A 25,401-nucleotide genomic window follows, 5' to 3' on the forward strand; every position below is an offset into this window, starting at 1 on the left:
CGATCGCGACAGACTTGTGACCGGACTGAACTATGCCTGCTCTCATCCCAATTTCCACCTTTTTCATCGGCTGTCATGGGCTATTAGCGCTCGGTTTATCGTATCGCGTTGCGATCGAGCGGACGCGACAGCGGATTTGGCATGGAGCCACTGCCGCTGAGGTTGCCGCACAACCGGACTACCTAAAAGATCCTAATGCCTGGGCAGCCTTTGTAGAAAAACTCACTCAACAGACTGTAGCGAGGAAAACAGCAGACGATGGGGTGTTGCAGCGAACGATCCGGGCGCAGGGCAACTTCATCGAGTATGTTCCTTTGGGTTTGTTGTTGCTGCTGGCGCTGGAATGGGAAAAAGCTCCAGCGGCATTCCTTTGGTTACTGGGAGCAATGCTGATTCTGGCTCGAATTGCCCATGCATGGGGCGTGATTCAAACCTATGGACCTTCACCGGGACGCGCCATAGGATTCTTTGGAACGTGGCTAGTTTATCTGATGGGTAGCATCGCGTGTTTGTACTACAGCCTGCTCAATAGATTGAATTAACCATGACGATTTTGAGAACGATCGACACGGATCTTTGGGTTGCTGAACAACCTCTGAAATACTTTGGACTAGAAGTTGGCACTCGGATGACTGTAATCCGTCTCAATCAGAACCAGTTACTGGTCATCTCGCCAATCGATCCTGATGGTGAACTGCTTGAACACCTGAATCAATTGGGACAGGTGAGTGTTATCATTGCCCCGAATTTGTATCATCATTTGTTTCTCAACCAGTTTAGGCAGAACTATCGGGAGGCAGAGCTTTGGGCACCAACCGACCTACAGCAAAAACGCCCGGATTTGCAAATCGATCGAGTGTTGAGCGATCACACAATCAATCTACTCGACGGAATTGAAGCAGAGCAAGTAATTGGGTTCAGCACACTGACCGCAGCCGGATACGCACCGTTGAGCGAGTGGGCTTTCTTTCACGTTCGCAGTCGGACTTTGATCATCACTGATCTCGCCTTTTATATCGATCGCACGAGTTCCCGACCTGTGCAACTTGCTTTCAAACTGCTCGGTGGATATCAGCAGCTTCGTCCATCTTGGTTGGAGAAGCTTGCAACACAGGATAAAGAGCAAGTTCAGCACTCCATTCGACGAATTTTAGCTTGGGATTTTGAGCGAGTGATTCTAGCTCGCGGTAGTATTGTCGAACAGGAAGGGAAGCGGCAATTTCAGCAGGGGTATGAATGGTTTTTGGGCAAATCGCTCTCGAAACCGTGAAGTCAGTTAACCCAAGAACCAATCGGGTAGCAAGTCGGCACAAATTGCTCACGGGTCTCAATTGCTTGAAATCCCCGATCAACCCCTAGTGCGTACTGACCATTCAAATTCCCTTCAATCCACTCCTGGGTCTCAGAATAGCCCAGTTTTTCTGCTTGCTCGACTGCCCTGACCCAGCTTGTCAGACACATCGGATCACTGCTCTGGATCGCGAATAGACCTTGCCAAACTGAGAGCGGGACTTGAATCGGTGAGGTCGCGATCGCTAGACGCTGTTTGGCATTGCTCGGTCCTGTAATGCAATTATCAATCACAACAATTTCTCCTCGATCTGCGCCTGTTTCACCTTGCCAGGTTACTATTCCGTTCAATTGGTAATTCCAGCGATCGAGAAAGTGATCAATCAAGTACTGTAACCACTCGACATACCGATAAAACTTCTCTCTGCCATCCCATTGAAGCCCGCCTCCATCCGGTGTAGGAATCCATTGACACCAAAGGCTCGGTTGAGTCGTTGGCGGGCGGTTATCGTCGAGAATTGAAGTCTCCGCCGCTGGGTCTGCGGCAGCAATAAAATACTCTCCTTCTGTTCCCAGCGACAAATCTACTGCTTCACGACCGGGATCAGGAAGAGATCGTAAAATTGCCACGTTTCGTTTGACGCGACGAGTCTTTGAAAACTTCAAAAGATACAAGGCGTGGCTGTCTAAAAGCCTGGGTGAGATATCGAAAGCGCCCTCGAATTGAGTGGTGTAACCCATTGAATTTGTTGCGATTACGAATTCTATCCCTCATTCTAAGCTGCCGGAAGCAATTAAGGTCTCGAAAATGCGCCTAGCGGCAAATTCGTAGGAAAAATCAGAATCTCAAATTCAATCAACAACCGCCTAGCGGCAAAACTGTGAGTTTAGATTCTGACTCATTGATCCATTGATTCATACAGGAGATTAACAATGGCTGGCAAGAAAAGTACCAATAATGCAGCAACGCTTGAAAGAGACACAATGCAAACTGCTCCCGCGATCGACACCGTTGCAACTCCAGTAGCAGAAATGCCTGCTGCTCAAGCACCGACTGTCGATCCTTCGGAGCTTCGCGGAGCGAATCGTACTGCTGAATCTCAATTCATGGAAGCATTCTTCGGAGTCATTCGTGACGAATTTCAGAGGACATTTGGCAGACCGTTGTACAGCAGCGACATCCACTATCATGCCACTCGCTACAATCTTGGACTCAGCCTGCGAGCGCCTGCTTACCGAGTAGCTGCGTATCAACTGGAAGGACATCTTTCGGCTGAGGCTCCTGAGTTCAAGCAGCAACGCGATCTGATCACAATGCAGTTGTTGCAGGCTTCTGGCTACGATCCGAACGTCAAAGCGATCAACATCACGTCTGCTCAAATCAAGGCTTGGTCAGGTAACTTCCGCGCTCAAAACGGTGCGGTATTAGATGTGCTATCAAGCCGATCTGCTTCATCCGCGCCAGATAAAGGCTGGTAGCGCTGCAACAAGATTGCCTCATCTGAGGTGATCTTTTTTGTTTTTGCGAAGGAGGAAATGAAATGCTCGAAACGCCGAACGATAATCTGCCATCCGAGCAGAAAGACCAAGATTACGATCGTCAATACGAAAGCTACCTGGACGAGCGACTAGGACGCTATGGCTACTAGCTGTATCGCTCTGAATTAAATAAAAAGTTTTGCTAAGGAGGTAGTTTGATTTGCCTCCTTATTTCTTGCTGACTTAATTCATGCCTCGTTAGCACGAGAACAATGATGGTTTCTGATAATTGCGATGGCTACCCTTTACATTCAATACCGCATCAGCGCTTGGCAAGCGGTGAATCAAATGATTGCCGATGCAGAACAAACGACACAGACACAGCTTGATGAAGCAGGTCGCCGTGTGGCAAAAGGTGTCGTGATCAATTGGCTCATCGAAAAGACTTGCTTGCCTGTGGACTTGATTCCCGAAACGGTTCCAATGCAGGACAGCCTTCAGGCACTTCAAGCCGTTTCCCAGCTTTGTCACACCTATTTCGCGAGTGGCTCAACTGAATTTGGAGATGTTGTATGACGAATTTTCTCAAACCTCTAGCTCATCCTATGCCCGAAGTTGCTCAATTTGATTGTGCAACGATCGATAAGCTCGTTCACGCTACAGTTTGCCGCTATCATCCTGCTCCTGAAGTGGCTTGTGCTTGGTACGCGCTACTTGGGACACTGACATTAAGGCACTTATATCCCAAATCTCAGTACAGCTTCTATGCTGGAACGTTCGAGATTTGTACTAGCCCTGACCCAGTAGAAGAAGGCGTTTGGTATGCGCTGTGCTTTGATGCTCATCAACCTCTCATTCCTGATCTGGAGTTTCATTGCTGGATTGCTTGCCCCGATCCAGCCCATCGCACTTACGCTGAAGTGATTGATTTTAGTGCCCGTCATCTAGAAACTCGTGCGCGGGAATTTGGTGTTCCTTGGAATCGTGACCCGATCCCCAACTTTATTTGGACAGACTTAGTTGGATTGGAACAGTTGAAAGTTCGGCAACTTCGTCCGATCGTAGAGCTAACTGATCGTATTAGCCGATCGCTCATGCAGGATTTATTGTTCCGTCAAACATGGCAGGCGTTGAAAGCTTTGCTGGAAGAACGAGCGTTGTCAAGCTCGTTAGCACGAGAGCGATAAAGATTCTACCTTCATGGAGAAAAGCGAATGGCACTTGAGATTTTATCGATTCGCGATCGCGATCTACTCAAACAGATTTGGCATGAGTTCGAGCAGTATAACTCTGGAATTGGCTACGTTTCCTGTGGTGTTGCAATGAATGAGCATCACTATACTATCACGACCTTCCCAGATGGTTCGATGCAATCAATTATTGAAGATGCACAAGACTCAGGAGGACTCGAAGAAGATGTGGATGCACCTGGGCAGCAGCATCGCCCTGTTCCCGCTACGGGCGGAACACTTCTGATGAGAATTGACTGGGATGCGCCTGAGCCGATTTGCTATTGCGATCGATCGAAACTAGCTGAATTATGGAATGCTTTGTTGTCCTTGAAAGGACAGCCACCTGTCTTGATTCAATGGATTGATGAACCCGATCTCTAGAGAACCTTGAGCGTGTTTGACTCTGCAACGAGTTCCCTTGCAGAGTCAGCCTTTTACAGCGATCGCTCATTTTCTCTTCCGGTTTTTTCGACGAGATTCAATCTGCTGTTTCTGTTTCGATTTACGATTCGATTTCGATGGTTGAATCTTGCTTGCTCCAAACCCACTTGGAGCAGATGGCGTTTGATCAAAAGAGTCTAAATACCGTAAAATTCTTGGATCAACGGCTTTTCGTGGCACTTCCTCACGCGACTTCAATCCAAGCTGTACTTGAATCTCATCCCAATCCCCGTGCATCATCTCATCGACCTTTCCCTCCATAAAAGCTTGCTCCATTAGAGGTACTGCTTCCATGACTTGCAGCTCTGCTAAGGCTCCAATGAGAAACGCATTAAAGTCAGCCCCATTCTCAGCAAAATGGGATAGTTCTTCAAGGAGAATCGTGACGCATTGTTGATAGACAACATCCTTGCCTTCTGCCTGAGATCGTTTTGCGATTGCTTCTAATCCATCTAAGGCAATCACTCGCGCCCAGGATAATCGAGTTCGGTCTTGAATGACTGCTGCTAAATCAGGAATAATTGATGCTCCAATCATTGCAAAGACGCTCGGCAACTCCATTGCCATCCAATCCCACCAGCCCTCCTCGTCCACGTACTCATTTGCGTGTTTCAGCAAGGGTTCAGCAGCCTCAGCCACTTGTAGCTGCCCCAATGCCCGCCACGCATGAATGGGTGCCCAACCCTCCAGTGCTTCTGAATCTAACTCATAAAGATCGTGATCCGTTGCCATCTTGATAAGGCTAAAACGATCGCTCTCGCTCAGCCCCAAACTCTGATAATCCATCCAAGATTCCACCCCGTGGCTTGAACATTCGCCTTGATTCAACAGTTGAGCCACAGGTTCGGAATAGTCAGAAATTGCCATTGCTAAATCTAGAGGTGAAGGAACTTTGCGATCGTATCTCTAATTGTGCGATCGCAACTCTTGCACAAGTGCCTAAGTAGGAAACCTGTTCTAACATGAAGTTGCATTTACCGATGGTCAGGAATCTACTTTAGCGCTGAAGCTAATCGATCGATGCCTTGAACGATCGCGGCTTCATCAAGTTCGCTATATCCCAAAATAAACTCTCCCTTGCCCCCATCTACTAGATAATGAGGAGCAGCAGGCATCAATCCCACATCCGCAGCTTTGGCTCGTTGCAAGATTTCAGCATCGCTGATGGGCAGGAAGAAACGAACCATGACATGAATTCCAGCTTTCTCGCCCAGAATCCTAATTTGTTCCCCAAAATGCTTTTGTAGCGCTCTGACAAGTACTTGACGAGCGCGATCGTAGTAGGCTCTCATTTTGCGAATATGACTCTCTAAATGCCCTTCTGTGATGAAGTCAGTGAGAACCTGCTGTTCAAGGGTAGGAAGTTGTCGATCGCTTAACCATTTCGCATGAGCAATTAGAGGAACTAATTGTGGTGGAAGTACAAGATATCCAATCCGTAATGATGGAAAGAGTACTTTTGAGAATGTGCCGATGTACAGTACTGAGTCACTCTGATCTAAACCTTGCAGAGATGGAATAGGGCGATCGCCATATCGATATTCACTGTCATAGTCGTCTTCTAGAATCATAGTTCCATTTTTGCTTGCCCATTTCAATAGTTCTAATCGTCGCGTCAAAGAAAGCGTTGCTCCGGTTGGGAACTGATGGGATGGAGTAACATACACCAAGCGTAGAGAATCTGTTGCTGAATGTTCTAATTTCTCAATGATTAAACCGGATTCATCGACTGGGATTGGCAGTAAGTTCGCACCGTGGCTCAGGAAAACTTTGCGGGCACTGAGATAGCCAGGGTCTTCGAGCGCGATCGTATCCCCAGGTTCAAGCAATACTCGTAAAATCAGATCTAAAGCTTGCTGCGTTCCATTCGTAATGACAATCTGTTTCGGATTACATTGAACTGCACGGGCGCGTGAGAGATATTGAGCGATCTCTACTCTTAGTGGATAGTAACCCTGTGGGTCAAGCGCATAATCGAGCCACTCAGAATCTGATCGACAACGCCGAGCGAGAAGTTTACGCCAGAGTGCGATCGGGAACTGTTTCAGAGCAGGACGACCGTAGCGAAAGCTAATTTCAACTTCTGGTTCCGGTTGTAATGCAAAGGGAGTTTCAGCAAGGTAGTGAGCATAACGAGATAGCCGGATCGGTGGGCTTGTAGCCTCGGAGTGGGTAGCAATTTTCTCAGTGTGTAGCAACTCATCTGGCAGTTGGCGACAGATGAACGTTCCCGATCCATGATGCGTCTCAAGATAGCCTTCGCTCAACAGTTGCTCATAGCTTTGAGTCACAGTTGTGCGCGAGATACCGAGCGATCGAGACAGCGATCGGGTTGAGGGCACTCGTTCACCTGGCAACAATCGACCGCAGAGAATTGCACCTCGCAGTTCTGTATACACCTGCTGGTGCAACGGAATTTTAGAGTCATGATCCACGTTGAGGGTGAGTTCCATCAGACTTCTCAGGGCGAAGTGGACTTATATTAAAACACAAAATTGGCTCTTGTGAGAGTCCACTAAGGGGATTAGGCTAACAGAACGTGAAGTGAGGCACTCGGATGCACTTAGTTATGTTTGACATTGATGGCACACTCACACAATCGAATGCGATCGATGATGCGGCATTTCTCCAAGCATTGACCGATGCGTTTGGCATTGTCATCGATCCGCCCGATTGGTCTACGTTCAGGCACGTAACTGATGCTTGGATTTTGGATGAGATTTATCGATCGCACTTTGGTTACTCTCCTACTGAGCGCGATATTGAAGCATTTCGGCATCACTTGATTGCTCGACTCGCAACGGCGCGGAATAAAGCAGGTGGAATTCAAGCGATTCCTGGTGCAATTGAAGCGATCGCTGCTTTGAGAAATCATCCAGAATTTGCGATCGCATACGCAGGTGGAGCGTGGACAGATTCAGCCCTGCTCAAACTTCAATCGGCTGGGTTGCCGCATCACAAGATTCCTGCTGCCTTTGCAGATGATGCGGTATCGAGAGAGGAGATATGCCACATTGCTTTACGTCGTGCCCAACAGTACTACCAGCAGTCCTTTTCGATCGCGGTTTACCTGGGAGACGGGGTTTGGGACGCTCGCACGTCGCGCAATTTGGGCTATCCGTTTATTGGCGTTGCCCATGAAAGCGATCCAACTCCGCTGATTGCTGAAGGTGCTAAAGCCGTTCTGCCAGATTTTCAAGATCTGGAGCGATTGATCGAACTTCTCAAAGAAGTGACTTCCTGCTAGTAGTGAACACGCGAAATGAATAAACCAATTGAAATCAGAAAAGCCCAATGTGAGGAAGATGGACTGATTGCTGATCACTTCTATCAGATGTGGCTAGATAACGAAGTTACACCGGATAGCTTTGCATCCGATTGGCGAGATCAGATACTTCAATTTATCGATGTTGCACGGCGGTCTTTAGACTATCAGGCATTTGTTGCAGTGGCAGGTGATCAAGTGATTGGCTCAGTTGGATGTCAACGATTTGCAGGGCTTTATCCGATCGTATTCAAGCCTTCTTATCGCTGCGATGGTTACATTTGGGGAGTTTATGTCGGACCTCCTTATCGGCATCAAGGCATCGGCAGGCAACTGACTAAACAATCAATTCTGTATCTGCGATCGATTGGATGCACTCATGCGGTCCTGAATGCCTCACCCTCTGGCAAGGCGTTGTATGAACACATCGGATTTATCACCAGCAATTTGATGCGCCTTTCACTATTGGAGTTGGACAAATGCTCTCTTTAGAATTGAAAAACTCGAATTTGGATGCTTACCTAGAAGCGTCGAACGTGCTTGATTTTGAGCAGCCTGCAATTTCTGAAACCGCGAAGCAATTGATTCAGTCTGAAACGACAGAGATTGCTAGGGCAAAACGCATTTATGAGTTTGTGCGCGATCGAGTTCCTCATACCTTTGATATTGGCGGTGACATTGTAACTTGTAGTGCCTCTGGAGTTTTGCAACATCGCCAAGGAATCTGTTTCGCGAAATCTCACTTACTTGCTGCGATGCTTCGCTCGATCAACATTCCTGCTGGACTATGCTATCAGAGATTGATCTGCGAACAAGAACAGAGTTCTAAATTCGCGCTACACGGTTTGAATGCCATTTATCTTGGCAGCATCGATCGTTGGATTCGAGTCGATGCTAGAGGGAACAAACCGGGAGTACAAGCTGAATTTTGCTTAGAAAAGGAGAGGTTAGCCTTTCCGATTCGAGCAGCGTTGCATGAGACAGAATGCCCGATCGTTTACAGCCAGCCGAATCCCAATGTTATTGCAGCCTTGAGAAACAGCACCACAGTCACAGAACTCATTCAAAACCTTCCAGAGCAACTATGAACAACACAGAATCACCCTTTGAAATTACTGCTCGAACTCAGATTAAACGACTGCCGCAACGGGGAGAGTACGATCGTGAAATGATCTATCAGATTTTAGATGAGGGACTGATCTGCCACGTTGGATTTGCAGTCGAAGGACAGCCTTTTGTCATTCCCACAGCTTACGGTCGAATCGATGACCGTCTCTACATTCACGGTTCTCCTGCCAGTCGGATGCTCAGAACATTGCAAAAAGGCATTGAAGTCTGTGTGACTGTGACGCTGCTCGATGGACTCGTTCTAGCACGTTCTGCCTTTCATCACTCGATGAACTATCGCTCGGTCGTCATTTTTGGCACTGCAACTCTAGTTGAGGCTTCCGAAGAAAAATTGACTGCATTAGAAGCATTCACAGAACACATTATGCACAATCGCTGGTCTGAAGTGCGCCCTCCCACAACTCAAGAGTTGAACGGAACCTTAGTCTTATCCTTGCCGATTGGGGAAGCTTCTGCGAAAGTACGATCGGGACCGCCAAAAGATGATGAAGCGGATTATGCTTTACCTGTGTGGGCGGGAGAATTGCCGTTGCGAGTCGTTGCTGGAGATGCGATCGCAGACCCACGGTTGTCTCCGGAGACTGAGATTCCAAGCTATATTCAAAACTACGGTAGAGGTCAAAGCAGTTGATACCAAGACTGAGTGAAAAGGCACAATGAATACACATTCAAGACCTCAGCGAGAATTGACAGGTTTCGTCTATGGATTTTTAGGGGTATTAGTGTTCAGTCTGACATTGCCAGCCACACGAATTGCAGTGTCCGGATTCGATCCTGTGTTTGTCGGGTTGGGTCGAGCGATCGTGGCAGCAGCACTATCCGCCATTTTGCTAATCGCCACTCGTCAACCGATTCCTCCACTAAGATTTCTGCCCAGATTTTGTATTGTCATTGCAGGAGTCGTGATTGGTTTTCCATTGCTGTCTGCGATCGCGATGCGGGATGCCCCTGCTTCCTATGGAGCCGTCATCACTGGGCTACTCCCGCTCTCAACGGCTCTTTGTGGCGTGTGGCGAGCAGGAGAACGCCCATCTTTACTCTTCTGGGTCTTTGCAGGCTTGGGGAGCGCCTTAGTCGTTAGCTTTGCCTTACTCTCAGGAAACGGCACGACTCGGTTGGCAGATTTAGCGTTACTGGGAGCGGTAGCAGCGGCGGGATTAGGGTACGCAGAAGGCGCAGTGTTATCGCGCACTTTTGGCGCTTGGCAAGTCATTTGTTGGTCTTTACTGCTATCAGCACCGATCCTTTTCCCGATCGTGCTGCAACATACCCCGTCTAATTTTTCATTGATTTCACCCAGCGCTGTACTCGGTTTCTTATACGTCAGCCTCTTTAGTATGTTCCTCGGTTTTTTCGCATGGTATCGAGGATTGTCGCTGGGGGGAGTGGCACGGGTGGGACAAGTCCAGCTTCTTCAACCGTTTCTGACCATCCTGGCATCATCCGTATTTCTGGGTGAGCATCTAACCATGACAACATTGATCTTCGCTCTAGCAGTAATTTTTTGTGTAACCCTAGGGAAGCGAACTCAAATTCGTGCTTGATCAAAATAGTCTTCGATCGACTGAATCAGGTACATCCTGAAACGCACAACACGAATTCAACTTGCAGGAAGTTGAGCCTGCGAACACGTTTCGTGTAGCGAAGCGAACGCTCTCCGATTGCTCAAGGTGAATTAGGCTCATCATCAGTCAGGCTAGACCTGCCTTCAGCCTCCAAGTACTCAAAGTTTGGATAGTCGAGAATCGGAGCTTGCAGAGTCGCGGTGGAGTCGAGTGCGTTTTTGATCGAACCCATTGTCGCCGCCATAAATACATTCTGAGCATTAAGGGCTGCGGTTAACTCAAATATACTGCGAGTGTTCCAGTAGTTGCCTTGATCATCGACCTCGCAGCGAACGCCTAATTTCTGAGATTCATCAAGCAGTTTGACAAGGGCTAAATGGCATCGAATAAAATGCTCTCTGCCCCCGTACTCAGAATTGCTTGCGTACTGCGTTTTGCAAAACCCTGTCCAAATCCAATCGTTCACAGCTTGGATTTTGTTATGCGTTGCGAATCCAAAGGCAGCCGTTTCACAACCTTGTCCGGGTAAAGTATCAAATGCCAGCAGGTAGGTCGAATCTTTCCAGGACATCCCATTCATGGCGATGACTGTTGGCTTGAGTCCACGCAATTTCAGAAAGATGTGAGGGTCTTCGCGATCGTCCATGTCAAAATGACACGCTTCTCCCTGCAATTCGACGAATTCATCAACCTGAGTAAAGGCAAGATCGAGTGCCTTCTGACGTAGCGCCAAGACGATTTCACGAGCTTGGTCAACGCCTGCCGTGAGGCTCAAATTGTAGGAAATATTAAGTCCCATTGTTTGCTGAGAGTTGCTTTCCCCTCAGCTTATCCGATTCGGAGCCGAATGCTGTTTAGTGTGACTGTTTTTCAATTTCTTGTAGCAGTGCTTCATCCGAGTAATCCTTCTGCCAATCGCCGGATAACTTGAGCCGAACCGACTGCGCTCCGCCGCCCGGTGTACAAACGACCCAGTAAGCATCTTCTTGCCCTTTCACCTGAGCGGCTTCTGAGTGTTGGGATTCGTTGTCAGAGAGTCCAGTGAATGCCTCAACACAAGACCAAGTAGTACCGTCTCGATCGCTAACTGTTCGCTCCATTACAATGTTCCTTTCTTTCGTTCACTGAGTTGCAATTGTGGCAAATCGTCGAGCAGAAAGCATCAGTCGATGAGCAGAGACAAATTCCAGAAATTACCCTGCCTCACGGCGGCGAAACCAGTTCAGTCTTCCTTCAATCCGGGCTTGTCGCGATCGATCAGGATGTTGGCGATGCAAGATGATCGTCCACACCAATGCCACCAAGGTTCGAGCCTCAATACAGAGTGCTAATGCTTCGGGATTATACGATCGACCATAGCCGTCCAACGCCATCTCCACTTTGTCTCGATCTGTGCCAAACACATAGGGAGCGGCGACGAGAGAAGCTAAATCCCACTCGATCGGTCCGATCATCACATCTTCCCAATCTGTCCACAACACGCTGCGTGTGGTGTTAAGAACATTGCCAGAATGCGGATCACCGTGGATCGGCTGCATCGGGAACTGTCGCAGGCGTGGTTCTAATCGTTCACTGATCCGCAGCAGCATTTCGGCATCCTCTGTCGTAAACTCAGATTCAGCAATTAAGCGATCAAGAAGTTGCTGCGCTTCTAAGATCAAAGCCAGCACGGGTAACTCTCCAGAAAATTCTTTGAGAACTTCATGGCAGTGGCGGAGAGCCTGCCCTGCTTCATGCGGATCGAATGGTTCATCTAGGATCTGCACAAATTGCCAAAAGCTCAAGACTAAACCTAAATGATGGTGCGGTCCCGCTTCCAATTCTGAACTCAGCGGAATAATCGGCGCACTTGCAGCGGTGAGATATTTCGAGATCGCGACTTCACGAGCAAACCAAGCATCGCCTGTACGAATCGTGCCAGTAGTCGTTGAAACTCGTGCCACAACCGAAATCGGCGCAAGATGAATGATGACATTGCTGAAGTTTTGCAAAACAATTGCTTGTTCAAACTTCAATCCCTGCCGGGTTGCAACCTCGCAAGCGGCGCGTAAAGCAAGTTGTAAGCGTGTATCTGTCAATTCCATCATTATTTCTCGATCGTTACTCAATGAACAGGCACTTCATCACAAATGCTAATCCATCGCTTGAGCAATTGCCCTGAACGCCAGAAATTGAAGTGCCGAGCCACGTTTTATACGATGCCAGAAGCCTGGAAAGCGAGTACCATTTACTTTGTTATCTGAAATTGAGCAATGCAAGCACCCGATCAACCAGAGCGATCGCACTATCGTTTAGCGAAACATCTGTTCAGCAGTACCTTCCCTGATGAGCAATTCGCTCCTCAATTGGCGGAAGCGTGGTGTGGAGAGTTTGCTACGGAGAAAATCGCGCAAATGACGACGACGATATTGACGACAAAATCTTGCTGATTATTGTCCCTTCGATCACAGCAAAACAGTTAGAGAACTGGGGCGCAGCGCCTTCACCGCGAGGGATTTCTGGAATGTATCAGTCGCCGCCCGCCTTCTGCACTACGATTATCGTCACAGGCGAATTGCCACAGATTCCCTCTACGCTTTGGATCAGATTACTCGGTCGGGGAAAAACTCAGCGATCGGCAATTCGAGAATTGATGCAGTTAGAGGCTAACCATCCGCTTCGAGCGATCGCACTGCAACAACTCCAACAAGCTGCCATCAATCCTGTAACAAATCGGGAGCTTGGATGGGTAGAAACAAACCAATTGCTCACTTCGTAATCTGGTAGATGTTGCTCTTGCAAATCAAACCGATACAAGGATTTCCACTTGTGACCGAGCTTCGCTTGCAGCGTGTGAGTTTGATCAGTTGCAATTAACCGAAATGGCTCATGCGGCGTTTGCTGCTCAAGATCGGGTGTGAGCAACAGTGGAGCCGTTTGTGTCAGTCCACCAAACCCAACATCTGCCAAATATGCCGCGTTGTCAATTTCGACTTGTAGCAGCATATGAGTACGAGGTGAGATTGTGCCTTCTGGCAGGTTCCATACTACCCGCGCCGCCAAGTTCTTGACCCGAAAGCCAAGGGCAACTAATACCGATCGCAACAGTAAATTCTGCTCAAAACAATAACCGCCACGTCGATCGTAAATTAGCTTTTTCTCTAATGAATTGAGATCTAGGAGAACGGGTTGCTTGAGTAAGGGAGTGAGGTTCTCGAAGGGAATTGCGATCGCATGGTGTAGATGAATTGCCTGCAATGTTTCAAGCGTAGGAGCAATATTGCCTTCATAGGTAATTCGCTGGAGGTAGGCATCTAGGTTAACGGTTGCCGAGGAGGAGTCCAACTTGATATTCCATGACTGACACTCTTTCATGATGCCACGACAAAAGCGACCCGGTTTTCTCTGCCTTCAGCTACTCTTAAATTAGTTGTTGCCTGAGTTTAGGCGATAAGATCTGTAATCCTCCCACAACTTCTTCCGGTGTTGCCGTGCCACTTTGAACGCGCTCCATGATCGCCATGACTTCGAGTGCCAGTGCGGTTGGAATGCCCGTCGATTCCAGTCGTCTTAATTCCAAGACATCAATGCCAGATTCCAGCCATGCCAAATATTCTTCAATACTTACCCCGAAATCTTCAATATCTGGCATGGCTCTGTTTCCAACCTGAGTCGCTTAATCAAAATTGTTCAAGCCCATTGTGGCACGGTTAGGTTTGGTGTTGAGGTAAGCGTCAATCGCCGAGTTTTCGGTTTTTCCCGAAGGAAGTTCTATCTGGAATTTTACGAATATGCTCCGTATAGCGAAGCTAACGCAATCCTTCATTCCCTCAAAGCCAACGAAACCGCTACCTCCGATTCTGAGATTTGATAATTTTTGAACGGGGAGTTTTTTTACCATGCATTAATTGCGGCGAAGCTTGTTTAGCTACATCTACTGCGTAACGTTTGACCGAATCTTGGGCGCATTTCAGGTTCTGCGGGAAATCTACGTTGCGATCGTACTGCTAATCTTATAAGTAACAATCAAGCTCTGAATTTCTATTGGGGACTTGTCAAATTGCGGAAGAACGTGTAAAGTGGCGTTTTTTACACTCAAGCTCCGTGGTTAGCACGCATGAGAATTGATCTAGGTAGATTGAACATTGAGAGATTGATCGTTCACGAAATTCCGGAGAAACAGTCTGACAGTTTGCCGTATCTATCCCTAAGCGAGGTTGAAAGTACTCTCACTCAAGCGCACAAGAATCTTTTTAGCCAAAAACTTTCAGGAAGCTTATCCGCATCAGCGTTTGACGTAGTACTGGATGCAACATCAGAGTCGCCCATCCCAAAACAAATCTTCAAAAATTTGGAAGATTCCGATGATAATTTTGTGGATATGTCTATTAAAATGGCGCAACGTCTTTATGACAGTCAGACAGGTATTAATCCATCTGGTCTGCTAACAGTTATTCAGGGAAGAGTCGGCAAAAAGAGAGTTGTTGCTGTTCTCAAGCTAGAAAAGGATGAAGGGGTTCGTGCCACACCGTTGCAACTTGAGGGTAAGAATACCTTCGATCTGGAGCAAATCCGCGATTTAATGATGACTGGCAAAACAAAAGTGTTTAAAGCTGGAATCTTTTGGCAAGCAGGCAACACATTTGACTCTATTCAAGGAATCATCTCGGACAAACAGCGTGGCTCCGTGGGAAATAACGCTGTTGCAACCTTCTTCTTGAAATCTTTCCTCGGATGTCGTTTGCAGGAAGCTCCAAAGCTCACCACAAAGAAATTTTTTGAGGCAAGCGAAAAGTTCATTAACAGTGAAGTAGATGATCCGGCGAAAAAGGCGAAATATGAAATTTCTCTTCTAGCGTTGATGAATAATCAGGAAGATACGATAAGACCGAAGCACTTCGTTGAGCAGAATCTTGAAGTGCGCGACCGCCAGCGCCTTATTAAATATCTTGATGAGTCTGACGTGCCTACAGACACTTTTCCAAAAGATGTAGAGTTAATTCAGAATAGTTTGAAGCAAGTTTGTATGAAATTTAGTAGTGGGATGGTAGTGCTAGCTCCACCACACGTCATTGAAGAAAGAGTCCGGCTTGAAGAGGCAGAGGACGGCTCGACTCATGTGGAATTTAGTGATCAACTTAGTGAATTGAGAGGCAAGGGTAAACATTCAAACAAACAAGCTCGTATAGCACCAGATTCGGAATCTCCAACGCTTCCCGGAAAATAGTACAATTATATTACCTTCCGATTGCGACAGGGGGCGCTAATGTCAGTAGTAAATGTTGATTCGCTTAGACAGAGGTATGAAAGTGAGCGCCCAGTTTATGAACAGATGGCGCATTTTGTGCAGGACGAATTGAAACGAAAACTTCTCCCACACGGTATTAGCTGCATATTCGAGGCACGCGCCAAAGAAGTCGAGAGTTTTCTACGAAAGGCATTACTCAAATCCTATACTTCACCGTTTGAGCAGATCAAAGACAAAGCGGGGGTACGAATCATCCTCACATACTTAGATGATGTGGAGCAAGTTAAAGAAGCTATTTCAAAAAGCTTTCTTGTTCAGAATGTTGAAGATAAAAGTATAGAGCTTGGCAAGAATCAACTAGGCTATCTTGGCATTCATTATGAAGTTTGCCTTACCGAATCTTTCAATGAAAACGCACAAAAAAGCTTTGAAGGCAAAGTGTGTGAAATTCAGCTTCACACACGCGCTCAGAATCTCTGGGCAAAAGTATCACATGAATTACTGTATAAATCATCTCATGATATTCCCGACGAAATTCAACGTAATATTTATCGTTTATTAGCTTTGGTAGAATTAATCGATAAAGAGATTAAAGATGCTCGATGTGCAATTCAGGAGGAGGCTGCCCAGCCTGATGTAAGAATGTTAGAGCAATTAGAAAAGCATTTTTACAGGTTTACAACTGCAAGCTTTAACAGAGAACTATCGCTCGAAGTTCTTGAAAGGTTGTTATTACTCTTTGAGGATGATGAGATTGAGAAGTTTAATGAGCTTATAGATGTTTTTGTTGAGAACAATAGAGAAAAACTTCAGAAAAAATTCAGCAATTACTATCACGATATCGGTCGCAATCCACTTCTTTTTCAGCCAGAAGTCTTTGTGATTTTTGAGAGGTTAGAAGAAGATCCATTTCGGCTAAAAGAACTGTGGGTAGAGAGTTTTCCTCTTTCAGTTTTAGAATCTTTAGCCAATATTTGGGGAACGACAGTTGAATTAGATTAAGAGAGTCTATTGCTTGCTTAAGAGGAAATCATACGTCTCCTTGAGACGCTTGTAGTCATTTATCGCAAGTTTTTTCCATGCAGAAAAAGTGATACCTGCACCAAAGCTAAATAGGGTAAAACAGAAAACAGTAATCATCCAGCGATTACTGTTAGGCAGGTTACTCAACCTTGTCCATATAAAAACTAAACTGCTGAGAGTGAGCATTACAAAATTGATGCTCCATGCGCGAGTAATTCGGAGGCGGCTTCTTCCGTATTCAAATAATGCAATTAGCCTATCTACTGCATATGTGTAAACGTGGTTTCTAGCAATATGATATTCGTCATTATTAGGAAATCCATGTGTATAGCGGAGGCGTTTATCCCATTTGCTAAACAGTCTATCTGCAAGGCGATCAACTACGATTCCTAACACATAAGTCACTGTAAGTAAGGGCAGCAATATTGCCGTTGCTGCCGCAGCTTTCTCCCACGGAAGCCAGTTATACCCAAAGAGACTGAATGTAAATAATAGTAGCCAGAAGAAAGCTCCTGCCCCAATGACGATTAATTCAACAAATAGATTAGTTGTGTTCACTAATTAGACCTTGATTCGGTAGAGCTTGTTGTGAAAGCGATCACTGATTTTACAACTGTCTTTGCAAGTCGATGCTTGCTAAAAAATTAAATCTTATCTCAAAATATTAAGAATTCGTAATGTATAGCATCATAGCGACATCTGAAGATGCCAGAGGAAGCTTAGAGATGTCAAATTTTGAGATTAGGCTTGTATGGCGAGAATAGGTCGGAAAACTTTCTCATGAGTGCAAATCTCACGTTCTCGAATGAGTTGGCTGTGATTAGCAAATTTGGCGAACACCTTGTTAATACAAGGCAGATCCTGGTTGAGTTCCATCGCTACCTGATTCAAGCCCAATAGTCCCGAACTCATGCTGATTATGATGCGAGTTCGCAAGCGACAGAAGCTACCACGCAAGTTGAACATGCGGAAATCTTGATTGCATTTGCTAAAAGCAATTTGTGATTTTCAATCCAGTATGAATCTTTCTCGAAGTGTCAGAGCTTGTTCCCTTATGACATTAAGAAATGGCAGCGATCGCTATCGAGCATACATTTCCTAAGTTTTTTAGATAGAAACCCCATCTGGAATTGTGGCAATTGGTTCTCTCAAAGCAGCGATCGCACTAACTGCGATTTCGGGATCTGATGCCAATCGATTGCTCTGAGGAAGCATCTTGCATTAAGCGTGGCTGTACCCGTTCAACTATATCTGCCGCGTAACGTTTGACCGAATCGACGGGTTGTCCTTGTTTGACCGAATATTGCACTTGTGGACTGACTGCTAACAGATCAAACACCTGCTGTTTTGTTAATCCTTGCTGGAAGGCTAATTGTGCGATCGATTGGTCGAGCGATCGCGCATCGGGTTTGCCTTGATAGGTTTGCTGTAACTCCTCAAAACTCAATCCAGGATTCCCGATCGCTTGCCGTGCGAGACTCAAGTAAGCCAATCGATAAATTTCTGGATTGAGCGGCGTGCTTTGATTCGTTCGTTGCTGGGGCAATTGCGGCTCGACCATGATCGCTGCTCCTTACGATGAGTTGCCGTTCAGCATAGTGCTGAATACGCTATCGTCATAATCAAAATACTCTGGAGAATTTAGGACAGGTAACGATGCTGTGGTCGTGTCGATCGTCGTTCGATCGGTGGAAGGAGAAATCGCCTCCAGATTGAAAGAGTTTTGCGATCGGTCGATCGTAATTCCCAAAGGTTTCAAATCGAAGCATTCCTGAATGAGCAGGATTTGGGCTTGCAGTTGGGCAACGCAATCGATCGCAGCGACTCTTAACTCGACTTCTGAAGTTGAGTGTGAGTTTTGATAGGCGAAAGGCAACCAGAAAGACCGAATGGCGCGATTGACTAGCTCTTTCGTTGACCCCAGCATCGAGCCATCTTGGAGATAGCGGTACAGCACATCTTGTCCTGAATCTTCTACGGTGCAGACTCGCAGGCAAATTGTTGGCTTGCGTTGTTTCGATTTCTTCGGTGTGGCAGTTGACATTTGTTCTCGCTATGAATTGGCTGCGCTTAAGGATTGCCGTTGCAAGTGTTGGAAGGTCGCGAAGGCATCCACCAGACGGAGATTGAGCGGTTCTTCTAATGCAAATTGCACCTGACCAAAGCGATCACTGATCCCACGCCGAATACCTTCTCCAAAACTCCAACGTGAAGGAGAAATTCCCAATCCTTTCAAAAATTCTGACAGTTCTGGCGCAATTAACTGAGACGCTCCACCACCGATCACGACTTCACAGGTCGAATCCACATAGCGGACGAAATGGTTGATCAAAAAACTCTCAAGCTGTCCCCAGTAGGTTGCTTGCCCAACCCGTAGTGCTTCGCTAACATCACGGGCTTGACTCTCCCCAGCCAGAACAACCGTTGGATTCTGACTGACGAAGGCAGAGAGCAATTTGCTGTAGTCCCGCGATAAAATTCCCTGCACGCTGGCTCCACTCGCGATCGCTTCTCGAAATCCAGGACCATTGCTGGTAGATTTGCCGGGTTGCGGTTGTCCATTCTGAAACACCAGAATCGAGGCATTGCGGTGTCCCAACATCAGGATGAGGAAAGTTCGCGAATCTGGAGCGACATTTTGCAAGCTTAGTTCACTACGCCGCCCTAGAAATAAACCAAATCCTTCCGGGTAAGGCTTGCATAAGGGAATGGAAACATTTAGCGATCGACCGCGAAAACTAAATTGGGCAGCAGCATCTTGGATTTTTTGACAAACCCGAAGTGCATCCACAAATTCGGTCATGGGCAGTAGCAATCCGATGTGAGCCGTGAACTGTGATGGTAAGTTGGCGCGTTCTTGGATTGCTCCCAGTACCGCAAGCGTTTTGAAAGCAGCACGCCTTTCTTTGCGCTCGTCGGCTCCGGTGTCACCGCCAAAATTCTCAGCCGCACTTCCAACGGCACGAATCTCATTTTCCAACTCAAGCCATGCTGCATCTTCTGGCTCTGCATTCGCATTGTGTAGCTTGAGCAGTTGAAGTTGTTCTTTCATCAAAGGACTGGTTAAGGCAGGCTGCATCAATAGATAGTCGATGCGCCCGTGTACGCTAAACACAACTTTGGTCAGTGAGTGACCATAATCTACTAACACTTGAAGCATAGGTTTCGATTTTGAATGATTAATGACGATCGAGGAGTTTTGTTTCCTCGTTGGGTGGGGATTTATTCAGCGAATGGTTGCTGATGCCTGATTAGCGATTCCTGCCGAGTTATGTGCAGTACGAATCACCTGGAGGTGGAACTGTGCAATCCGATCCGGTGAGAGAGGCGCTGTCTAGTTGCGTCTGCTCTAGAACTGCACTATGAAATATTCTGCCAAGCTTTCCATAGATGAAAAAGCATGAATACAAAAAGTAACGTAAGTGGCGAATTGCAGCGAATGATCAACGCAAAACGGGTGCGATCTCTGGTTAGTCAACTAAGTTAGTGCTGTGAATAGCAAATTACAGCAACTTGTCGCTACTTGTGATCGATCACAGCAATCCTCTTTAACTTTGCCCTTTCTAAATTTCTCTCCCTCTACTCACACCTAAAGCACAGAATTTTAGAAAAGCTCGCTAAAACCCTTGGCAGTTAAGGAACAGAGGCGTATATTGAGTATATCTTGAATTCCATATCAGTTAATCGTGGCAAGCTGCAAAAAAATCCATAGTAGTCTTTGCTTTGCCCTAGATATTGGATTTCATTCTCAGCAAATTTAGATGAAATTGATAGTTTTGTATGTTGAGTCTGGGTCAGGTTCATCCAGAAGGTAGCGTTCACTATTTTGCTCAAGATGATCATCAATCCGATGCACTGAGCGTAGAGACGAGTCAGTGGAGCGGACAAGGTGCGATCGCGCTAGGGCTATCAGGAATCGTGTGTGCTGATGAATTCGCACAAGTACTAGCAGGTCGATCGCCAACCGGAGAAGCTCTGCCTGGGCGCACAATTCATTCACACCACAAAGCAGGACTGGATTTAACGTTTAATGCCCCAAAGTCGATTAGTTTAGCTGCTTTAATGGGTCACGAGACAGATTTGATCGCGGCACATACTCAGGCTGTACAGCAAGTGCTGCAACTGGTAGAGCAACGCTATGCACAAACTCGATTGTGTGAGGCAGGGCAGCGGCAAATTGTGCCGACCGGAAATGCGCTAATTGCTCAATTTCTGCATACCACTTCGCGATCGCATGATCCGCATTTGCACACTCATTGCGTGGTTGCGAATCTGACGCAGCTTGCCGATCAAGCGTGGCGATCGCTCGACTTCACCGCAATTCACAACGATCGATTACTGCTTAGTGTGCTGTATGTCAATGCTCTAGCTGATTCAGTTCGGCAACTAGGATACGCGATCGCGCTTCGTCCTGATCCTTCGTTTGAATTAATCGGCTATAGCTCCAGTCAGTTGGAGCATTTCAGCAAGCGTCGGCAACAGATTCTTCAGCTTGTAGGACAGAATGCGACGACGGATGAGAAGCAATGGGCGTGTCTTGCAACTCGTCCGCGCAAGATCTTGAATGTTGATGCCACGACGCTCGACCAGTGGTGGCAGATTCAAAATGACCAGCTTCACCTTGATATTCAACATTCAAAGCCTGACCCGATTGCAATGCCAGAAGTGGCAATCGAAGAATCACTGATGAATGCGATCGCGGTATGTCATCTTCAATCTCCGGTATTTTCTCAAGCTGATTTGGAACGACGGATTTTCACTCATGTTCAGCCCTTTAGCTATCAAAGCTTTCTTCAAGCCCTCGATCACGCTCAACGGTCGGGGCAACTGATTGCGATCGGAGAGCATTATTGGACGACTCCGGCTGCCCTCGATCGCGCTCGTCATGCGAATGAACTGCAAACTTCAGATTCTCTTTCTAGTGCGGTTCGTGCGATCGCTCAAGGGAATCTTTTAACTGGATGTGCCCAGCTTCTAGAACAGAATCATCTGATTGAATCGCCCCAATCGTTTCAGCAAATAGCGATCGATTATTTGAAGTTAAATTCTGCGGATCGAGCTAAGACCGCAATCATCGTGCCTGACGCAGCAACTCAAATCGAGGTTCAGCAGATATTAGCTCAGGTTCGTGCGTTAGGAGCGCCAACATTCCATACGCTGCAACAATTACAGCTAAAGCCTCTGAGCTTCGCCCAAACTCTCCGAGTTCAATCATTTGACATTGGGGATGTTGTAGTTCCTCGCTACAGTTGTCCTGCGCTGGGTCTTGTCAAAGGAGCTTGCTATACCGTAACTGCCCAGAATTCCAAAACGATCGCAATGCAGGATTCAAGCGGCAAAGAGTATGAATTGAATCCACGTTGCTTTCGGAAATGGGTCTACACGCCTGTTTCTGTCCCGATCGATGTAGGAGATCGCTTTCGATGGACAACTTCCGATCGTCAGGAAACTTTCACGATTAATGCTCTCACTGAAACTACGGCGGTTGTTCAGCATCTTTCTGGGCGAATTGAAGTTCTACCTTTAGATCAGTCTTACTTTCTAACCGATGCTCGTGTTCTAGTTCCAGCAGATCTTCCACAATCGAATCCAAGTCAGCTAATCGTTACTGCAACGGCGCTAAAAGAACTAGCTCCAGTACTTAAACAGCTACCGACTATTCCTCAGTCTCTAACGCTTTTTGCCGATGATATTTCAGCGTTACTCTCCCAAGTTCGGAATGCCTCTGCTCGTTCTTATTCCCACTTCAATCATGACCGACAATTCACCCATCAATTCACAAGTTCTGCGAGTTCTGACCAATCAGCAGCAAGTATTTCAATCACTGACCCAAGCGATCGCAGCTTGGCAGACGAGCGATCGCGAATCGATGCAACAGCTACAGACCGAACAAGCCAGCTTGAGAACGGCTTTAGAAACCTTCTTGACGCAATTACACAGCGTTTTGAATCCCACCTCCTCAGAAGCATCGCCGAATCGTTTGATCGAGCAACTCCAAGCCTTACAAGCGGGCTTGAACGCGCTCAACGAGCAACTCGAAGCAAACACCAATGGACAGATGCAATTCAGTCAGCAATTAACAACACTACTGCAATCACAAGCAGAATTGAGCGAGCAGTTAGAACAACTGAATCGCTCACAGCAGGAGTTATACAGCCAACTCACATCAACTCAATCGATTCCCTAATCGCTGATCACTATGACTTCAACCTTCGATCGCTCAACGGATCTAGAAACCTCACTGCGGCAAATTCACCACACCCTGACGCAATTCAATCATCAAATCCAAGGGCTTCAGCAAACCGTGGTATTGCTCAACCAGACGCAGCAGCAGGAGTTCGATCGCCTATCGACACTTCTACAACGATTGGCGATTCAATCATCTCTCCCATCGCGTCCATCTCCCACAGCATTACACACGATTCTTCAGCAACAGGAAAAACGCTTACAGGAGCGGCTTCAACGAATTCAGAGACAATCGCCGCTCATCTAGTCACGTTGCTGAGTGATGTCCAGCGATGGCGCGATCGACAAATGGAAAGCGCGATCGCCGAACAATTGATGCCCACGTTGTCACCGATAACTACGCTAGTGAACTCAGCATCTCTTTCGCAGCAGGCGCAACTGAAGCATCTTCTGAACTATCAACAGCAATTGAATCTCGCCTTAGAAACTTCCCTTTCTTTGACGAGTAATCTAACGTCTTTTGTCCTTAATTCCAATTCCCACGATGGCTTCAACGATAACCGACATTTACGTGCTTCTCCAAGCGATCGCGCCCAGGATCGAGCAGATCGAAGCAGCTCAATCTCAACTTTCCACAACACTGATCACGTCCTTAGCAGACAGCTTGCAGCCGCTCGTCGAGTTGTTGACGCTTTTAGGGGAAATTCGCCAGCACCAACACCAGAGCTTGAACCAACTCGATCGCGGCTTGCAGAGCTTGGTCGAATATTTAGAGACACAGCAGCTTCCCTTCGAGACGCTGACGGAAATGCGTCAAACGATTCAACAGCACGATCGACATTGGGAAGCGATTCTGCCCTTCCTTCCCCAACTACAGAGCGACCTCAGCAGTTTGACCACGGCATTAGAAACTTACTTGACGCGGTTGAGCGAAATCGTCAACTCGAAATCTTCTCCAGATACAGCGAACAACTTGGAACAACGCTTAGACGACTTGCTGAAGGGATTACAAACGGTGGAACTTGCCTTAGTGCAGCAAACGCAGCAATTACAGCAGTTCAATCAACACCTACAAACGCTAACTCATCAATCCTCCACGCTTTCGTAACGTCCAATGACTCAGTGCCCCTTCGACGAACCTTCGCAGCAAGCCTTGACGCACTTGTTGACTACGCTGATCGAGCGGCAAGACGCGATCGCGAACTCGCTGTCAGCATTATCGACGCAGCAAGCAACCCTCGTACAGTCAGTTCAGGACTTGAGCGATCGCTTAACAACGATCGAACATCTATCCCAACAATCCAATACTCAGACAACACGATCGCTCGATACGCTCACTTCCCAACTGACCCCATTACCCGATTCGCTAACAACGCTCCACAGTGGCATCAAACAGTGCGTGATGTATTCGAGCAGTTTGCTGATCGAGTTACGCAGATTCGGTCGCAAGAAAACACCGAAGCGATCAGCTCAGAGCTTGCAGACCTCGTTGGAAACCTTACGCCAAATGATTCATGCCAATACGCAAACCTATCTTCAGTTCATGCAGCAATTGCAACAGACCGATCCAACGCTGCAACAAGCATTACAAGCTTTACAGCAGCAATTGGGCGAACATCTAAATGCGTTGCAGATCACCTTACAGACACCCGATCCTACCTTACAGACCTCACTCGGAACCTTGACCAACTCGTTAGAACTCTTGCAACAACAACTGGATCAACAGATGCGATCGATCACCTTACTAACGCAGTCAATCGAGCAGTGGCAGATCGACGCGCCCGATTCACCGAATCCTTGAATCTTGCCCAACCGTTGCCACAAGCTTCAATTTTCCAAAGTCTGGAAAATTCTGCTTCACCAAATTCGCAGGTGTTTAGCCTGAGTGTTGGGCAAGGGCGGCTCAGTTGTGTTGTTCTGGTGGATACGCCTGAAGATGCGATCGCACTCGCTAAACTCGATATTGCGCGACTGGAACGATCAGGGCGATCGCTTTATGTTGCAGGAATGGATTCTACGAAGCTGAAAGAGCTTCAGGCATGGGTAACACTGCCAGAACAGACGGTCATTAACGCTTCATCTGTCCAGCAGGTCATTCCGCAAGCGCGAACGCTACCAATTCCAAGCGGTTTGACCTGGGAAAGCTTGCTGCGGGCTGGTCAACAGAATCCAGCACAGCTTTTGCGCCACTATAGTCAGGGATTGAAGGGAGAGCCAACGGCAATGCTGTTAGAAGCTGCAAAACGGGCATTACAGCTAGGGCAACCCTTGGAAGTAGTGCGATCGATGGTGATGACATCTGAACGAGTGGTGAAAATGCAACAATTTCACCCTCAACAGGCGGAGCAGTATATCAAAGCAATTCTCGATCGCGCTTGTAAGAATCTTTCAGAGAGACAGCAGACAACGCCTCGACTAATTCAGAAATCAGAAGTTCAACAATCTTAAATGACCTTCCATTCAGAATTAAAAACAATCACCGAAATTTGATGCCTTTTCAATTTTAATCGGCGAGAATTCCAGGTGGAATATCCATCTGGAGAAACTGCATCTCTAAAACGTTGA

27 protein-coding genes are annotated in these 25,401 nt (G+C 47.0%); 15 read left to right on the forward strand and 12 right to left on the reverse strand.

The genetic code is table 11. The annotated features are described in order from the left end of the window. The first annotated feature begins 32 nt into the window (after nt 1-32). The gene (locus tag ACQ4M5_RS13400) at nt 33-542 is read left to right on the forward strand and encodes an MAPEG family protein (protein WP_430676127.1); all 510 of its coding nucleotides are present in this window, start codon (nt 33-35) and stop codon (nt 540-542) included. A gap of 2 nt (nt 543-544) precedes the next feature. After that, nucleotides 545-1,270, forward strand: coding sequence for a DUF4336 domain-containing protein (locus tag ACQ4M5_RS13405; RefSeq protein WP_430676128.1), 726 nt, complete (start codon nt 545-547; stop codon nt 1,268-1,270). 2 nt (nt 1,271-1,272) lie between these two features. On the opposite strand, the gene ACQ4M5_RS13410 is transcribed toward ACQ4M5_RS13405, so the two are convergent. Beyond that, nucleotides 1,273-2,031: a hypothetical protein gene (locus ACQ4M5_RS13410; RefSeq protein ID WP_430676129.1), complete on the reverse strand. Its 759-nt coding sequence runs from the start codon at nt 2,029-2,031 to the stop codon at nt 1,273-1,275. A 192-nt stretch (nt 2,032-2,223) separates the two neighbouring features. Here ACQ4M5_RS13410 and ACQ4M5_RS13415 point away from each other — a divergent pair, with 192 nt between their 5' ends. The 4 genes from ACQ4M5_RS13415 to ACQ4M5_RS13430 all read left to right on the forward strand — a co-directional run bounded on the left by ACQ4M5_RS13415 (nt 2,224) and on the right by ACQ4M5_RS13430 (nt 4,382). Further along, nucleotides 2,224-2,769, forward strand: coding sequence for a hypothetical protein (locus ACQ4M5_RS13415; RefSeq protein ID WP_430676130.1), 546 nt, complete (start codon nt 2,224-2,226; stop codon nt 2,767-2,769). Nucleotides 2,770-3,063: 294 nt separating this feature from the next. Next, nucleotides 3,064-3,345, forward strand: coding sequence for a hypothetical protein (locus tag ACQ4M5_RS13420; protein WP_430676131.1), 282 nt, complete (start codon nt 3,064-3,066; stop codon nt 3,343-3,345). Continuing rightward, a complete protein-coding gene (locus tag ACQ4M5_RS13425) occupies nt 3,342-3,956 on the forward strand; it encodes a hypothetical protein (protein ID WP_430676132.1) in 615 nt (204 codons plus the stop codon). Before ACQ4M5_RS13420 ends, ACQ4M5_RS13425 begins: the two co-directional genes overlap by 4 nt. Before the next feature lie 27 nt (nt 3,957-3,983). Further along, nucleotides 3,984-4,382: a hypothetical protein gene (locus ACQ4M5_RS13430; protein WP_430676133.1), complete on the forward strand. Its 399-nt coding sequence runs from the start codon at nt 3,984-3,986 to the stop codon at nt 4,380-4,382. A gap of 66 nt (nt 4,383-4,448) precedes the next feature. Here the strand turns inward: ACQ4M5_RS13430 and ACQ4M5_RS13435 are convergent, their stop codons facing one another. Then, nucleotides 4,449-5,309 carry a hypothetical protein gene (locus tag ACQ4M5_RS13435; protein ID WP_430676134.1) on the reverse strand — a complete coding sequence of 287 codons (861 nt, stop codon included), beginning with the start codon at nt 5,307-5,309 and terminating at the stop codon, nt 4,449-4,451. A 125-nt stretch (nt 5,310-5,434) separates the two neighbouring features. Beyond that, nucleotides 5,435-6,895 (reverse strand): PLP-dependent aminotransferase family protein, encoded by a 1,461-nt coding sequence (locus ACQ4M5_RS13440; protein WP_430676135.1) that lies wholly within the window; start codon nt 6,893-6,895, stop codon nt 5,435-5,437. Nucleotides 6,896-6,999: 104 nt separating this feature from the next. Here ACQ4M5_RS13440 and ACQ4M5_RS13445 point away from each other — a divergent pair, with 104 nt between their 5' ends. Genes ACQ4M5_RS13445 through ACQ4M5_RS13465 form a run of 5 tightly spaced genes read left to right on the forward strand, consistent with a single transcriptional unit; the run spans nt 7,000 to nt 10,379 of the window. Continuing rightward, nucleotides 7,000-7,689, forward strand: a complete 690-nt coding sequence (locus ACQ4M5_RS13445) for an HAD family hydrolase (protein WP_430676136.1) — start codon at nt 7,000-7,002, stop codon at nt 7,687-7,689. A 15-nt stretch (nt 7,690-7,704) separates the two neighbouring features. Then, the gene (locus tag ACQ4M5_RS13450; protein ID WP_430676137.1) at nt 7,705-8,199 is read left to right on the forward strand and encodes a GNAT family N-acetyltransferase; all 495 of its coding nucleotides are present in this window, start codon (nt 7,705-7,707) and stop codon (nt 8,197-8,199) included. Beyond that, complete coding sequence (locus ACQ4M5_RS13455; protein WP_430676138.1) at nt 8,187-8,795, forward strand: transglutaminase-like domain-containing protein; 609 nt, start codon at nt 8,187-8,189, stop codon at nt 8,793-8,795. The genes ACQ4M5_RS13450 and ACQ4M5_RS13455 overlap by 13 nt, the downstream gene beginning before the upstream one ends. Beyond that, nucleotides 8,792-9,466 carry a pyridoxamine 5'-phosphate oxidase family protein gene (locus ACQ4M5_RS13460; protein ID WP_430676139.1) on the forward strand — a complete coding sequence of 225 codons (675 nt, stop codon included), beginning with the start codon at nt 8,792-8,794 and terminating at the stop codon, nt 9,464-9,466. The genes ACQ4M5_RS13455 and ACQ4M5_RS13460 overlap by 4 nt, the downstream gene beginning before the upstream one ends. A gap of 25 nt (nt 9,467-9,491) precedes the next feature. Beyond that, nucleotides 9,492-10,379 (forward strand): DMT family transporter, encoded by an 888-nt coding sequence (locus ACQ4M5_RS13465; protein ID WP_430676140.1) that lies wholly within the window; start codon nt 9,492-9,494, stop codon nt 10,377-10,379. 121 nt (nt 10,380-10,500) lie between these two features. On the opposite strand, the gene ACQ4M5_RS13470 is transcribed toward ACQ4M5_RS13465, so the two are convergent. The 3 genes from ACQ4M5_RS13470 to ACQ4M5_RS13480 form a co-directional block, all read right to left on the reverse strand. Further along, nucleotides 10,501-11,199, reverse strand: a complete 699-nt coding sequence (locus tag ACQ4M5_RS13470; RefSeq protein ID WP_430676141.1) for a hypothetical protein — start codon at nt 11,197-11,199, stop codon at nt 10,501-10,503. A 55-nt stretch (nt 11,200-11,254) separates the two neighbouring features. Beyond that, a complete protein-coding gene (locus ACQ4M5_RS13475) occupies nt 11,255-11,500 on the reverse strand; it encodes a hypothetical protein (protein ID WP_430676142.1) in 246 nt (81 codons plus the stop codon). A 93-nt stretch (nt 11,501-11,593) separates the two neighbouring features. Continuing rightward, nucleotides 11,594-12,487, reverse strand: coding sequence for a phosphotransferase enzyme family protein (locus tag ACQ4M5_RS13480; RefSeq protein ID WP_430676143.1), 894 nt, complete (start codon nt 12,485-12,487; stop codon nt 11,594-11,596). A gap of 165 nt (nt 12,488-12,652) precedes the next feature. Between ACQ4M5_RS13480 and ACQ4M5_RS13485 the strand changes: the two genes are divergently transcribed. Continuing rightward, complete coding sequence (locus tag ACQ4M5_RS13485; protein ID WP_430676144.1) at nt 12,653-12,829, forward strand: hypothetical protein; 177 nt, start codon at nt 12,653-12,655, stop codon at nt 12,827-12,829. A gap of 178 nt (nt 12,830-13,007) precedes the next feature. Here the strand turns inward: ACQ4M5_RS13485 and ACQ4M5_RS13490 are convergent, their stop codons facing one another. Further along, on the reverse strand, nt 13,008-13,724 hold the full coding sequence (locus ACQ4M5_RS13490) for an arylamine N-acetyltransferase family protein (protein WP_430676145.1): 717 nt from the start codon (nt 13,722-13,724) through the stop codon (nt 13,008-13,010). A 76-nt stretch (nt 13,725-13,800) separates the two neighbouring features. Then, entirely contained in the window at nt 13,801-14,031 is a 231-nt protein-coding gene (locus tag ACQ4M5_RS13495) for a hypothetical protein (RefSeq protein WP_430676146.1), read from the reverse strand. Nucleotides 14,032-14,496: 465 nt separating this feature from the next. On the opposite strand from ACQ4M5_RS13495, the gene ACQ4M5_RS13500 reads away from it, so the two are divergent. Together ACQ4M5_RS13500 and ACQ4M5_RS13505 are read left to right on the forward strand one after the other, a co-directional pair. Then, the gene (locus ACQ4M5_RS13500) at nt 14,497-15,606 is read left to right on the forward strand and encodes a nucleoid-associated protein (RefSeq protein WP_430676147.1); all 1,110 of its coding nucleotides are present in this window, start codon (nt 14,497-14,499) and stop codon (nt 15,604-15,606) included. 39 nt (nt 15,607-15,645) lie between these two features. After that, nucleotides 15,646-16,629 carry a GTP pyrophosphokinase gene (locus tag ACQ4M5_RS13505; protein WP_430676148.1) on the forward strand — a complete coding sequence of 328 codons (984 nt, stop codon included), beginning with the start codon at nt 15,646-15,648 and terminating at the stop codon, nt 16,627-16,629. 6 nt (nt 16,630-16,635) lie between these two features. Here the strand turns inward: ACQ4M5_RS13505 and ACQ4M5_RS13510 are convergent, their stop codons facing one another. From ACQ4M5_RS13510 to ACQ4M5_RS13525, 4 genes are all read right to left on the reverse strand, one after another. Beyond that, a complete protein-coding gene (locus tag ACQ4M5_RS13510; protein WP_430676149.1) occupies nt 16,636-17,208 on the reverse strand; it encodes a hypothetical protein in 573 nt (190 codons plus the stop codon). Between the two features lie 607 nt (nt 17,209-17,815). Beyond that, nucleotides 17,816-18,211 (reverse strand): hypothetical protein, encoded by a 396-nt coding sequence (locus ACQ4M5_RS13515; protein WP_430676150.1) that lies wholly within the window; start codon nt 18,209-18,211, stop codon nt 17,816-17,818. Between the two features lie 12 nt (nt 18,212-18,223). Next, complete coding sequence (locus ACQ4M5_RS13520; RefSeq protein ID WP_430676151.1) at nt 18,224-18,694, reverse strand: hypothetical protein; 471 nt, start codon at nt 18,692-18,694, stop codon at nt 18,224-18,226. 9 nt (nt 18,695-18,703) lie between these two features. Further along, a complete protein-coding gene (locus tag ACQ4M5_RS13525) occupies nt 18,704-19,810 on the reverse strand; it encodes a ParM/StbA family protein (protein ID WP_430676152.1) in 1,107 nt (368 codons plus the stop codon). Between the two features lie 620 nt (nt 19,811-20,430). On the opposite strand from ACQ4M5_RS13525, the gene mobF reads away from it, so the two are divergent. Beyond that, entirely contained in the window at nt 20,431-25,284 is a 4,854-nt protein-coding gene (gene mobF, locus ACQ4M5_RS13530; RefSeq protein WP_430676153.1) for a MobF family relaxase, read from the forward strand. The last annotated feature ends 117 nt before the right edge of the window (nt 25,285-25,401 follow it).

It is taken from the genome of Leptolyngbya sp. AN10 (genome assembly GCF_050565645.1).
Taxonomy (GTDB): Bacteria; Cyanobacteriota; Cyanobacteriia; order Leptolyngbyales; family Leptolyngbyaceae; genus Leptolyngbya.

What these genes read in the sequence shown, in the direction of transcription:
- ACQ4M5_RS13400 (WP_430676127.1), top strand. Translation starts at nt 33, where the DNA reads ATGCCTGCTCTCATCCCAATTTCCACCTTTTTCATCGGCTGTCATGGG.
- ACQ4M5_RS13405 (WP_430676128.1), top strand. Translation starts at nt 545, where the DNA reads ATGACGATTTTGAGAACGATCGACACGGATCTTTGGGTTGCTGAACAA.
- ACQ4M5_RS13410 (WP_430676129.1), bottom strand. Translation starts at nt 2,031, where the DNA reads ATGGGTTACACCACTCAATTCGAGGGCGCTTTCGATATCTCACCCAGG.
- ACQ4M5_RS13415 (WP_430676130.1), top strand. Translation starts at nt 2,224, where the DNA reads ATGGCTGGCAAGAAAAGTACCAATAATGCAGCAACGCTTGAAAGAGAC.
- ACQ4M5_RS13420 (WP_430676131.1), top strand. Translation starts at nt 3,064, where the DNA reads ATGGCTACCCTTTACATTCAATACCGCATCAGCGCTTGGCAAGCGGTG.
- ACQ4M5_RS13425 (WP_430676132.1), top strand. Translation starts at nt 3,342, where the DNA reads ATGACGAATTTTCTCAAACCTCTAGCTCATCCTATGCCCGAAGTTGCT.
- ACQ4M5_RS13430 (WP_430676133.1), top strand. Translation starts at nt 3,984, where the DNA reads ATGGCACTTGAGATTTTATCGATTCGCGATCGCGATCTACTCAAACAG.
- ACQ4M5_RS13435 (WP_430676134.1), bottom strand. Translation starts at nt 5,309, where the DNA reads ATGGCAATTTCTGACTATTCCGAACCTGTGGCTCAACTGTTGAATCAA.
- ACQ4M5_RS13440 (WP_430676135.1), bottom strand. Translation starts at nt 6,895, where the DNA reads ATGGAACTCACCCTCAACGTGGATCATGACTCTAAAATTCCGTTGCAC.
- ACQ4M5_RS13445 (WP_430676136.1), top strand. Translation starts at nt 7,000, where the DNA reads ATGCACTTAGTTATGTTTGACATTGATGGCACACTCACACAATCGAAT.
- ACQ4M5_RS13450 (WP_430676137.1), top strand. Translation starts at nt 7,705, where the DNA reads ATGAATAAACCAATTGAAATCAGAAAAGCCCAATGTGAGGAAGATGGA.
- ACQ4M5_RS13455 (WP_430676138.1), top strand. Translation starts at nt 8,187, where the DNA reads ATGCTCTCTTTAGAATTGAAAAACTCGAATTTGGATGCTTACCTAGAA.
- ACQ4M5_RS13460 (WP_430676139.1), top strand. Translation starts at nt 8,792, where the DNA reads ATGAACAACACAGAATCACCCTTTGAAATTACTGCTCGAACTCAGATT.
- ACQ4M5_RS13465 (WP_430676140.1), top strand. Translation starts at nt 9,492, where the DNA reads ATGAATACACATTCAAGACCTCAGCGAGAATTGACAGGTTTCGTCTAT.
- ACQ4M5_RS13470 (WP_430676141.1), bottom strand. Translation starts at nt 11,199, where the DNA reads ATGGGACTTAATATTTCCTACAATTTGAGCCTCACGGCAGGCGTTGAC.
- ACQ4M5_RS13475 (WP_430676142.1), bottom strand. Translation starts at nt 11,500, where the DNA reads ATGGAGCGAACAGTTAGCGATCGAGACGGTACTACTTGGTCTTGTGTT.
- ACQ4M5_RS13480 (WP_430676143.1), bottom strand. Translation starts at nt 12,487, where the DNA reads ATGATGGAATTGACAGATACACGCTTACAACTTGCTTTACGCGCCGCT.
- ACQ4M5_RS13485 (WP_430676144.1), top strand. Translation starts at nt 12,653, where the DNA reads ATGCAAGCACCCGATCAACCAGAGCGATCGCACTATCGTTTAGCGAAA.
- ACQ4M5_RS13495 (WP_430676146.1), bottom strand. Translation starts at nt 14,031, where the DNA reads ATGCCAGATATTGAAGATTTCGGGGTAAGTATTGAAGAATATTTGGCA.
- ACQ4M5_RS13500 (WP_430676147.1), top strand. Translation starts at nt 14,497, where the DNA reads ATGAGAATTGATCTAGGTAGATTGAACATTGAGAGATTGATCGTTCAC.
- ACQ4M5_RS13505 (WP_430676148.1), top strand. Translation starts at nt 15,646, where the DNA reads ATGTCAGTAGTAAATGTTGATTCGCTTAGACAGAGGTATGAAAGTGAG.
- ACQ4M5_RS13515 (WP_430676150.1), bottom strand. Translation starts at nt 18,211, where the DNA reads ATGGTCGAGCCGCAATTGCCCCAGCAACGAACGAATCAAAGCACGCCG.
- ACQ4M5_RS13520 (WP_430676151.1), bottom strand. Translation starts at nt 18,694, where the DNA reads ATGTCAACTGCCACACCGAAGAAATCGAAACAACGCAAGCCAACAATT.
- ACQ4M5_RS13525 (WP_430676152.1), bottom strand. Translation starts at nt 19,810, where the DNA reads ATGCTTCAAGTGTTAGTAGATTATGGTCACTCACTGACCAAAGTTGTG.
- mobF (WP_430676153.1), top strand. Translation starts at nt 20,431, where the DNA reads ATGTTGAGTCTGGGTCAGGTTCATCCAGAAGGTAGCGTTCACTATTTT.